The 10,736-nt window shown below is 36.1% G+C and carries 13 protein-coding genes, 1 pseudogene and 1 riboswitch; of the genes and pseudogenes, 7 read left to right on the plus strand and 7 right to left on the minus strand.

Annotated elements, in window-relative coordinates:
* A pseudogene (locus AC1DJR_RS08090) lies at positions 1 to 110 on the minus strand (polyhydroxyalkanoic acid synthase subunit PhaR); the annotation flags it as partial.
* Positions 111 to 308: 198 nt separating this feature from the next.
* Here AC1DJR_RS08090 and phaQ point away from each other — a divergent pair.
* The 7 genes from phaQ to AC1DJR_RS08125 all read left to right on the plus strand — a co-directional run bounded on the left by phaQ (position 309) and on the right by AC1DJR_RS08125 (position 5,780).
* Positions 309 to 761, plus strand: a complete 453-nt coding sequence (gene phaQ, locus AC1DJR_RS08095; RefSeq protein ID WP_242241526.1) for a poly-beta-hydroxybutyrate-responsive repressor — start codon at positions 309 to 311, stop codon at positions 759 to 761.
* 42 nt (positions 762 to 803) lie between these two features.
* A complete protein-coding gene (gene phaP, locus AC1DJR_RS08100; RefSeq protein ID WP_002011575.1) occupies positions 804 to 1,328 on the plus strand; it encodes a polyhydroxyalkanoic acid inclusion protein PhaP in 525 nt (174 codons plus the stop codon).
* Positions 1,329 to 1,429: 101 nt separating this feature from the next.
* Positions 1,430 to 1,873, plus strand: a complete 444-nt coding sequence (locus tag AC1DJR_RS08105) for a MaoC family dehydratase (RefSeq protein WP_001067911.1) — start codon at positions 1,430 to 1,432, stop codon at positions 1,871 to 1,873.
* Positions 1,874 to 2,015: 142 nt separating this feature from the next.
* Positions 2,016 to 2,201: an alpha/beta-type small acid-soluble spore protein gene (locus AC1DJR_RS08110; RefSeq protein WP_000241212.1), complete on the plus strand. Its 186-nt coding sequence runs from the start codon at positions 2,016 to 2,018 to the stop codon at positions 2,199 to 2,201.
* 113 nt (positions 2,202 to 2,314) lie between these two features.
* On the plus strand, positions 2,315 to 3,634 hold the full coding sequence (locus AC1DJR_RS08115; protein ID WP_113770127.1) for a TrkH family potassium uptake protein: 1,320 nt from the start codon (positions 2,315 to 2,317) through the stop codon (positions 3,632 to 3,634).
* A 38-nt stretch (positions 3,635 to 3,672) separates the two neighbouring features.
* A riboswitch (yybP-ykoY riboswitch) is annotated at positions 3,673 to 3,847 on the plus strand.
* A 77-nt stretch (positions 3,848 to 3,924) separates the two neighbouring features.
* Positions 3,925 to 4,719: a TerC family protein gene (locus tag AC1DJR_RS08120; RefSeq protein WP_477002358.1), complete on the plus strand. Its 795-nt coding sequence runs from the start codon at positions 3,925 to 3,927 to the stop codon at positions 4,717 to 4,719.
* A gap of 209 nt (positions 4,720 to 4,928) precedes the next feature.
* A complete protein-coding gene (locus AC1DJR_RS08125; RefSeq protein WP_002011581.1) occupies positions 4,929 to 5,780 on the plus strand; it encodes a formate/nitrite transporter family protein in 852 nt (283 codons plus the stop codon).
* A gap of 52 nt (positions 5,781 to 5,832) precedes the next feature.
* On the opposite strand, the gene AC1DJR_RS08130 is transcribed toward AC1DJR_RS08125, so the two are convergent.
* The 6 genes from AC1DJR_RS08130 to AC1DJR_RS08155 all read right to left on the minus strand — a co-directional run bounded on the left by AC1DJR_RS08130 (position 5,833) and on the right by AC1DJR_RS08155 (position 10,689).
* A complete protein-coding gene (locus AC1DJR_RS08130) occupies positions 5,833 to 6,114 on the minus strand; it encodes a cyclic-phosphate processing receiver domain-containing protein (protein ID WP_477002359.1) in 282 nt (93 codons plus the stop codon).
* A 14-nt stretch (positions 6,115 to 6,128) separates the two neighbouring features.
* Positions 6,129 to 6,851, minus strand: a complete 723-nt coding sequence (locus AC1DJR_RS08135; RefSeq protein WP_113770128.1) for a prepilin peptidase — start codon at positions 6,849 to 6,851, stop codon at positions 6,129 to 6,131.
* A gap of 112 nt (positions 6,852 to 6,963) precedes the next feature.
* Positions 6,964 to 7,674 (minus strand): LutC/YkgG family protein, encoded by a 711-nt coding sequence (locus AC1DJR_RS08140; protein WP_002126142.1) that lies wholly within the window; start codon positions 7,672 to 7,674, stop codon positions 6,964 to 6,966.
* On the minus strand, positions 7,674 to 9,095 hold the full coding sequence (locus AC1DJR_RS08145; RefSeq protein WP_002011586.1) for a LutB/LldF family L-lactate oxidation iron-sulfur protein: 1,422 nt from the start codon (positions 9,093 to 9,095) through the stop codon (positions 7,674 to 7,676). Before AC1DJR_RS08145 ends, AC1DJR_RS08140 begins: the two co-directional genes overlap by 1 nt.
* A 16-nt stretch (positions 9,096 to 9,111) precedes the next feature.
* Positions 9,112 to 9,831 carry a (Fe-S)-binding protein gene (locus AC1DJR_RS08150; protein ID WP_002011587.1) on the minus strand — a complete coding sequence of 240 codons (720 nt, stop codon included), beginning with the start codon at positions 9,829 to 9,831 and terminating at the stop codon, positions 9,112 to 9,114.
* A gap of 168 nt (positions 9,832 to 9,999) precedes the next feature.
* The gene (locus AC1DJR_RS08155) at positions 10,000 to 10,689 is read right to left on the minus strand and encodes a FadR/GntR family transcriptional regulator (protein WP_477002360.1); all 690 of its coding nucleotides are present in this window, start codon (positions 10,687 to 10,689) and stop codon (positions 10,000 to 10,002) included.
* Positions 10,690 to 10,736: the final 47 nt, after the last annotated feature.

Raw genomic sequence — 10,736 nt, forward strand, 5'->3', positions numbered from 1 at the left:
GAATATTCTTCTGTTTTAATTGTTTCATTGAGCGCTTTTCCCCAAAATGTTTCGGTTTGTTCATAAGCATTTTTCCATGCTTGCAATGGATCGAATTTTTGATCAATCACTTCGACTACACTCCCTTTTTCGTTTTTGAAACAATTCAACCTATTCACTATTTTCTAATATTCCGAATAAAACTTCAAGTATATATTTTATTTTTCTTTATTTTCTAACAAATGTATTGACATTAAAAACAGATAGGTGTAAATTGCACTTATAAGCAAAAAATTCCATCTAACTGATTCATGAGGTGATGCACAATCATGCTACATAATGAACCAGAACACCCAGAAGGTTTGGAAAAAAACCAAGCGAAACAACCAAACTCCATGCCAAAAAACTTCTTAGTTCCTTTCTTACTTCTCTGTCTAAAAGACTGGAGTCTTCATGGTTACAAACTTATTCAAATGCTAATGGACATCGGCTTTTCTTCTGTTGACCAAGGTAATGTGTATAGGACACTACGCAAATTAGAAAAAGAAAATCTTATTTCTTCTACTTGGGATACAAGCGAAGGCGGGCCAGCGAAACGAATTTATTCTTTAACAGAATATGGAGAGCAATATTTAACAACATGTGCGACTTCTTTTGAACATTATCAAAATATGTTGCGGACGTTTTTCACGTTATACACCAATGCATTCTTTCCATTTTCTACTTCTCCAGAAAAGGATGAAAAGGATTCTTCATCTTCACCTGGTGGTACAGCAGAGTAATCTGCGTTCACAATATGCAAAAAAACATTTGGAGGTCAAACAATGGAAACTAAGCCATACGAATTAGTCGATGCATTTTGGAAAAACTGGTCTCAATCTCTTTCCCTCTTCTCTTCAGCTGGGAAACAATTAGAGCAACTTACTTTAGAAACGTTAAAACAACAACAAGACGCTTTGCATAAATTAACATCAGGAGTAGATGAACTAGAAAAAGAACTACACCAATTCACTGCTCAGTTCAATAACCAATATACAGACTATGTGAAGCAATTAACTGGAAACTCCTTAAATGATCAAATTAACGAGTGGCAAGAAAAGTGGAATGAGCTTTCTAATCAAATGCACCAACTTACTGTTTCGCCTACGAAAACATCTTTGTCTATTCTTACTCAAACTAGCGGCCAATTTGAAGAAACAACAAAACACTTTATCGAACAACAACAGTCGCAACGTGAAGAGGTTCAAAAACAGTTAGAAGTTTTTTTGGGAGAGTTCAAGTCCAAACAACTAGAACTCGCAAAGCAGTTCGAGGAAAACTCAAAAAATCTATTTACTTCCATCAAGTAAGAAAAATGTGGCAACTAACTGCAGCACAAACAAAACTCTTTCTTCCTCCTACTACATCAAGATGGCTTACATTTTTCGATATGGAAAAGAAGGAGGACAAAATGAATCCATTTCAAGAAGCACAAACTGTTCCGGAGCTTCGTTACGATGAGATTCAAGTCGGTGATCAAGCATCACTTACAAAAAAAATTACGGATGAGGACGTTATCAATTTTGCAAAATTGACTGGAGATGTAAATCCTATTCACATTCTAGACTCTTTTGCAAAAACGACAATGTTCAAAGAACGTATTGCCCATGGCATGCTCGTTTCAAGTTTTATTTCTACCATTCTTGGAACGAAACTTCCTGGCAAAAATACGATTTATTTATCACAAAACGTTTCATTCCGTGCTCCTGTCAAAATCGGTGATACACTTCGCGTTGTGGCAGAAGTTATTAAAAAACGGGACGATAAAAAAATTATCACATTGCAAACAAACATATATAATCAATCTGATGATATTGTCGTAGAAGGTACAGCGACAATACTGAAAAAAGAGTAGCAAATTTGCTACTCTTTTTTCTATCCAAGAACTTCTAATCACACCGTTTACTTCCGTGTATGAGTACGTCGTTTACACATAAAATAACATTACCAGATAGCACTTAGCTAAACTGGATTACTCTTTAAGGATGTGTATCAACATGGTGAAAACAAACAAATTACTAGTTCCGGGTGCAGAGCAAGCACTTGAACAATTCAAATATGAAATCGCACAAGAATTCGGTGTAAGCTTAGGATCTAATACAGCATCTCGTTCTAACGGATCAGTTGGCGGTGAAGTAACGAAACGTCTTGTTGCTTTAGCTCAACAACAATTACGCGGATAACTATATAACCTATGGCTTAGAGGCAGATATTCTCTGCCTCTTTCTTTTTTAACATACATAATAGTGCTTCTTCACATACTAGTAAGAGCAAATCGAAAGGAACGATATGTGAAATGAAACGGATTAACATTAGCATGAGTCCTCCCCGTGTTCTTACTGTATCTTTTATTATGCTATCGATTATCGGTACATGCCTATTGAAATTGCCAATTGCTACAACAACGTCCATTTCATGGCTCGATGCCTTATTTACAACGGTTTCTGCTTGTACGGTTACAGGGCTTGGTGTTGTGGACACTGGTAAAGTATTTACCTTATTTGGCCAATGTGTCATTTTAACACTTATACAAGTTGGYGGRCTTGGCATTATGAGCTTTGCTGTTTTAATYGCAATTATGCTCGGCAGAAAAATCGGCCTTCAAAACCGGATTTTATTACAACAAGCATTAAACCAAACAAATGTCGGCGGAATCATTCGTCTTGCAAAAGCATTATTTTTATTCTCTTTTACTGTAGAATGTATCGCTACTTTACTTCTCTCTTTTGAATGGGTACCAAAATATGGGGTTGCCAAAGGTATATATTACAGCTTTTTTCATTCTATCTCAGCCTTTAATAATGCTGGGTTTTCTGTGTGGAGCGATAATTTAATGTCGCACTCCCATAGCATTCTCGTCAATCTCGTTATTTCTTCCCTCATCATTTTAGGTGGGATTGGTTTTACGGTTATCATAGATATAAAAAGAAAGAAAAACTTTAAAAACCTTACTTTGCACTCAAAGCTTATGCTCTCTTCTACTCTAATCGTCAATATTATTGCTACAGCTTTTATCTTTATATTTGAGTTCCATAATTCAATTTCCATGAGAGGTTTTACACCATTTGAAGAAGGTATGGCTGCTTATTTTCAAGCGGTTTCAACACGTACTGCCGGGTTTAATACTGTTGATATCTCTGCATTATCAAAACCTTCACTTTTATTAATGATGCTTCTTATGTTTATTGGTGCTGGCAGTGCTTCAACTGGTGGTGGGATTAAGTTAACGACTTTTTTGATTATGTTTTTCGGCGTATTTAAATTTTTGCAAGAACAAGATGATATTGTCGTGTTTAAAAAATCCATTAAAGATACGCTCATTGTCAAATCATTAACGATTACTATTATTTCAATTTCKTTTATTTTTCTTTCCATTTTAATTTTAAGCATCACTGAGAAGGTTCCTTTATTAATGAGTGCTTTTGAAGTATTTTCAGCATTTGGAACTGTCGGCCTTAGCATGAATTTGACGCCACACTTAACAATCATCGGCAAAACAATTATTATCTTTATGATGTTTTTTGGAAAGATGGGGCCTTTAACATTAGCCTTTTCATTTGCACGTAAAAAACAAAGAAAAATAAAATATCCAAACGAAGATATTTTAACAGGTTGACAACCGTATAAATTATCCATATAATGAAAATACAATAGCATATCTCCAAAGGGGAGTAGCGTCCAAGAACTATTTCTTGGAAACAAAGTCGTCATTACGTAGAACTTAGTTCTTCCGGCTTTGTTGGCATTTTCATTACATATGTCTAGCAAGACCTTTGCCTATCAACGGCAGAGGTCTTTTTTGTTTTCAAATTTCTTCTACCGTTGATGCGCAGGAGTATGGGGAAACTAAACAGTGGGGAACTTCTTCACTTGTTTAGTCTTTATAGAAATGAGAGGAGAATGTACATGGATGTATCATTATTATTGGAGTATGGTTGGGTATTACTCATCCTAATTGCACTAGAGGGGATTTTAGCGGCTGATAACGCTCTCGTTCTCGCAATTATGGTAAAACATTTACCAGAAGAAAAACGAAAGAAAGCACTATTTTATGGATTAGCAGGAGCGTTCGTTTTCCGCTTCGGATCACTATTTATGATTTCGTTCCTAGTAGATGTATGGCAAGTGCAAGCAATTGGTGCGATTTATCTTATGTTTATCGCGGGGAATCACTTATTTAAAACGTATGTTAAAAAGAATACACATGAAGAAACAGAAGAAAAAGAAGCAAAGAAAAAACAGGAGAACTTTYGGTGGACTGTATTTAAAGTCGAAGTTGCTGATATCGCCTTCGCAGTTGATTCAATTTTAGCTGCTGTTGCATTAGCAGTGACTTTACCGAAAACAGGATTAGGTACGATTGGTAGTCTTGATACAGGTCAATTTATCGTTATCTTTACAGGTGGACTTATCGGATTAGTTATAATGCGATTTGCAGCAACTGCTTTCGTACAAATATTAAAACGTAAACCAGGACTTGAAACTGCAGCATTTTTAATTGTAGGTTGGGTTGGTGTGAAATTARCAGTTTATACRYTAGCACACCCTGCTTTAAATGTCCTTCCGCATTCATTCCCAGAATCCACTCCGTGGAARCTTACWTTCTGGATTGTATTAGTTGGAATCGCAGTTKGCGGTTGGTTCTTCTCGAAAGAAGTAGAAGTAAAAGTAGAAAAGAATTTAGACGAAAAAGCGCTGTAATTACAGCGCTTTTTCTTTTTTCTCGTTTCAATTCCCCTCTCTATTTTCAGAAAAAATTCCATTATACTACCTTTTGTAAACGCTTCCTTTCTAGATGTATGTCCTTTTTGTGAAATATTGCACAAACTTATTGAAACTATGAACAAATCCATGTACCTTATTCATATAAGGAGTATTTATAGACGATGTATTAAAGGAGCGTATTACTCATGCTAGAACAAGGATTAGATTACGTTGTAAAACTGGCTAAGAGCAAAAAACAAATGCTAGATATAAATCCAATGCAATATTTCATTCGTGCTGCACTTGCGGGCATTTATATCGGTTTTATTATTGTACTATGTTTTAAATTAGGTAACTTTTTTCATATTGCAGATTCACCAGCAACATATTTAGCTTCCTCCATGTTTTTCGGAATTGCTCTCGTACTTATTATATATGGCGGCGCTGAATTATTTACTGGCAATACAATGTACTTCACAGTGGCAACTTTAAGAAAAGAAACAACGATTTCTGATACACTTCGCAACTGGGTTGCTTGTTATGCAGGTAACTTAGCTGGCGCTTTATTCTTTGCCTTACTATTTTACGCAACTGGAATTTTCGAAGCAATTGATCACAGTCATTTAATGAATAAAGTTGTTGAAGGAAAGATGAATACACCTACAATGCAATTATTCTTTAAAGCGATTTTATGTAACTGGCTCGTATGTCTTGCCTGCTTCTTACCTTCTCAAGTGAAAGGTGACACAGCAAAAATATTAATGATGATGATGCTCGTTTTCACTTTCTTTTTATCTGGTTATGAGCATAGCATTGCAAACTTATCACTGTTTGCTTTATCTTTAGTATCACCACATCCTGAGACAATTTCTTTTGCGGGCGCTATTCATAACTTAATTCCAGTTACAATCGGTAACATTATTGGCGGATCCGTATTTGTCGGTATGGTATATCATTACTTAACAAAGAAAGCACCTGTTGTTGAACAAGAGAAAACTCAATTAGTTGGAGCTCAAACGGAGGAAATTATTCCTTTACAAGCACATATGAAACATTAAAAACTCCAAAGTTTTACTTTGGAGTTTTTAATGTTTCAAGGCAATATAAGGATTAATTTCCCCGTTTTCCTTCTCTCTCTCTCTCTATGCTCTTTTTCATCTGATGCATACCGATGACATCATTTGTATGAAGGTGARTTTCATTAACATATAAACCTTCGTTGCAGAAAGCTTCTACGAAATCTAACCCACTTTTTTGTCGCCATCCCATATTATAATCGAGGGAAATAATATTCACCTCATTATCCCTAACAATTTGCAAGGCAGATTCTACTGTAGTTGCCAAAACATATCCGTATGGGCAACTTCTTTGATCATCCATATATACATTCATTTTCTATCTCCTCTCTATTTTGCATATGTGACCAACACATAACATATTGCTCCAAGGCTAATAAAAGGTCCGAACGGAATTGGAGTTCTTATGTTTATACGTTTTAGCGCTATACCTATCCCGAAAAAACAAAGACTAAAGCAAGATGCTAAAAATAAAGTTATAAAAACCCCTTTCACTCCGACTATACATCCGAGTAACGAAAGTAATTTTACATCACCTCCGCCAAGACCATCTGGATAAATCTTTTGCATGCAATATAACAAAATGAATATAGTTCCACTACCAGCTAAACTATCTATCCAAGTAACTAACGGTACAAAAATACATTCTAAAATAAGCAAAAGCGCAAACCAAATTAAAATACGATTAGGTATTAGCATATATACTAAATCTGTAACTGAAATAATTAGAAGTAACGAAAAAAGCGATAAAATGATGATGAGCTCTCTTTCCATTCCAATTACATATACAGTAAGAAAAAATAAACTGCCTGTAACAAATTCAAATACTATGTACAAACTTGAGATTTTGCTCTTACAATTCGTACAACGCCCTTTTTGTATACAAAATGAAATGATTGGAATAAGTTCTTTCGGCTGTAACGTATACTCGCAGTAATGACAGTACGAACGCGGTGTAATAATAGATTCCCCTACTGGAACTCTCATCGCAATCACCATAAAAAAAGAACCAAACACCATACCTATTAACAATGCATATAAATAAGTGAACATCCCTTCCTCTCCTTTCCAAAAGAACATAACAAAAAAAGGAGAGAACTTCTACTTCATATTATCTTTATTCTATTAAAAAAGCAGGCCGTTTTCCGGCCTGCTTTCCCCTATTTTATACGATGAAATATACTGCTTTTAACGGCCCGTGTACTCCGACAACAAGATTCATTTCAATATCCGCAGAGTTACTTGGTCCTGTAATAAAGTTAATACAAGATGCGACTGCTTCACCTTTTTCCACACGAGAGTTCATATGTTGAACTGCTTGTGTAATACGCGGTACAAGTGTTTCACGTGGAATAATAGCAAAGTATACAGTCGGTAAAAAGTGTAAAGAACGCCCTTGTCCTTTATGACTTTGTACAACAATCGTACCAGATTCAGCTAAAGTATAATCACTAAATGCAATACCGATATTCGCTTTTTCCGCTATACGCATATTCTCTTCTTTTTTCTCAGGATCCCATACATTTACCTCAACATTTTGCTTTGGAAGCTCTTCTTTAAATAAAGAAGTCAATCCATAGGAATCAAAACGTTCATCTGCTGATAATATAATAGGTCCTCCGCCGTTTTCAACAATTACTTTTTGAATATCTTCACGTAAGCGGTCGTTTGTCGTTTCCACAACAGTTGTATGAATGTTTGTACATTGCTTTTTAAATACTTCTAACAATTCTTCTTGTGAATAATCTTTTAACGTTTCTACATTCACATTACTTTTCCATGCTGGACGTTCTACGCCTTCTGTTTTACGCGCGCGCCCAAGTTCTTTTGCGATATTATCTAGAAAGGACTCACGGTTTTGAATTAATCCTGTCATTATTTGTCCCCGCCTTTCTTATGATCTTTATACCAATCACGGAATCGTTCTTTACTTGGAGCTGGGAATTCACGAATATCCGTCCAGTTTTTAAGTGGTCCAACGCCTTTTGATACACGGTTACCAGATGTAAATGGACTCATTGCTGCCGGTGCCATTTTCGATCCCATTTTATATAAAGCTGCTGAAGAAGCACCCATACTAAACATTTTCATTGCTAATTTTTCTGCAAGTGGGGCACGACCTTCTTGCTCAACGATGACTTGACGATGTTTTAATAATAAATCATGTAATGGAATTTTTACTGGACAAGCTTCTGTACATGCTCCGCATAAACTAGATGCATAAGGAAGCTCTTTGTAATCGTCATACCCACCTAAAAGCGGTGTTAATACCGCACCGATTGGTCCTGAATAAATAGATCCATACGAATGTCCACCAACGTGACGATATACGGGACATACGTTAACACAAGCGGCACAACGAATACATTGCAATATTGAACGGAATTCCGATCCAAGAATTTGAGAGCGGCCATTATCAACAACGACTAAATGAAACTCTTCTGGTCCATCTACCTCTTCCTCTTGAATTGGTCCTGCTACTGTTACATAACTTGTTAATTTTTGACCTACCGCACTACGACATAGTAAACCAACTAAAACATCTAATTCTTCCATTGTCGGAACCATACGTTCCATACCCATTACTGCAATTTGTGTTTTCGGAATCGACATGACAAGATCGGCATTACCTTCATTCGTCACTAAACAAAGAGAGCCAGTATTTGCAACAGCGAAGTTACAACCTGTCACACCAATTTCTGCATCCATAAATTTCTCACGAAGTTGTTTACGAACAAACTTTGTCATTTCGTATGGATCATCAGAATTTTCATATCCAAGTTTTTCTTTAAATACATCACGAATTTGCGTTCTGTTTTTATGAAGTGCAGGCGCAATAATATGTGATGGTGGATCGTTATCTACTTGCAAGATATACTCTCCTAAGTCACTCTCTAACACTTCACAACCAATCTCTTCAAGGGCATGATTCATACTAATTTCTTCAGTTACCATTGATTTTGATTTTACAACTTTCTTCGCTTGTTTCTTTTTTGCAACGTCTTGAATATACTTTGCTGCATCCTCTTTCGTTTTCGCAAAGTAAACGTGACCGCCTCTTTTTGATACATTTTCACTTAACTGCATTAAATAATAATCAAGATTTTCTAACGTATGTTGACGAATTTGTTCACCTAGTTCACGCCACTCTTCCCAGTTTCCCAACTCGTCAGCTGCTTTTAATCGATTTGTATATAAACGCGTTTGTGCAGAAGATACCGCTCCGCGCATAAACGAATCTTGAATTCCATCGCCAACGCGATCATTAAATTTTTTCTCACTGATTTTCATAGACATAGCTTATGTTCCCCCTTCATGAGCGACTATTCAAGACCTCAGCAATATGCATTACTTTTACTTCTTTTCCTAAACGCTCAATACGTCCGCCAATGTTTAACAAACACCCACAATCTGCACCGATTAAATAATCAGCACCTGTTTCCATTACACTATCTACTTTTTCATCTACCATTTGCTCAGAAATTGGAGTCATCTTAACTGAAAACGTTCCCCCAAACCCACAACAATTTTGCACGTTCGGCAGTTCTCTCACAATTAATCCTTTTACGCTTGATAATAAAATTCCTGGTGCCTCTTTTACTCCAAGCAGGCGTGTCATATGACAAGATTTATGAATAGTAGCTATCCCTGGTAAACTTGCACCAACATCTGTAACTTTTAAAACATCTACAATAAATTGTGTAAATTCATATGTTTTATCAGCAACCTTTTGTGCACGTTTAGCCCACTTCGGATCATCTTTAAAAACATGCGGATACTCATGAAACATTGTCGCACAAGATCCAGATGGCGTAACGATATATTCTGCATCTTCGAAAGTTTCAATCATATGTTTCATCGCTTCTTTTGCTGCTTCTACATGGCCGCTATTATAAGCAGGCTGACCACAACAAACTTGTGCTTCTGGAAATTCAATTTCACAACCTAAACGCTCCAATACTTCAACTGTTGCTTTACCGACGTTTGTTTCAAACATATCGACTAAACAAGTAACAAATAAAGTAACTTTCATAACTATAATTCCCCCTCATTACAACTCCGCCAAAAATCATATGGTCATCAGATGACTAAGATTAGAAGAAGTAGGCTCAACCATGGCCTATCCTCTCCCCCTTCTAAAGAAAACGCTTACTTAAGCTCTCTCTATTTTATCAGAAAATTAGATTTTTAAAAGATTAAATTACGAATTTATATCGCTTTTACCTGTGACAATATGTTCTACATTTGTTAAATGATCTAGCATCGCTTKCTGCGCTAATTCCACATCTTGCTTTAACACCGCATCATATATAGATTGATGCTCTTCTAAAAGTCGTTCTGATGTTGTTTGTTCACCATATAAAATAATGCGTCTTGATTCACCAATCGTTTCAGCAATCATCTCTGAAACATGATTCATGAGCTCAAGCAAGATGTTATTATGCGAAGATTCTGCAATTCCCATGTGAAAATGAAAGTCTGCTTTTTCGCCAGCCTTCTCATCTCCAATGCTCTTTGCCATTTCATCTAACCACTGCTTCATATTTTGCAAATTAGCTTCCGTACGTTTTGCCGCTGCCGCTCGAACTGCCCCCACTTCGAGCACCTTCCGTACTTCTAATAAATTCAAAATATCCTCTTTCTTCATTAATAACTTGTTATTTAGTGATTTTGTTAATGAAGAAGGATCGAAATTCCTTACATATGTACCTTCYCCTTGTTTCATTTCAATTAAGCCCATTGCTCTTAGCGCACTTAGCGCTTCACGAACAGCAGATCTGCCAACTTGAAACTGCTCAGCTAATTGATGAACAGGAAGTAGTTTGTCACCAGGTTTTAACGTACCATTTTTAATCATTGTTAAAATAGCTTCAGATACTTCTTCGTAAATTTTTTTCGGTTTAATAGATTTGTACTCCAGTTAAATCACCTCAGTAT

Source organism: Bacillus sp. 05T31 (assembly GCF_056396725.1).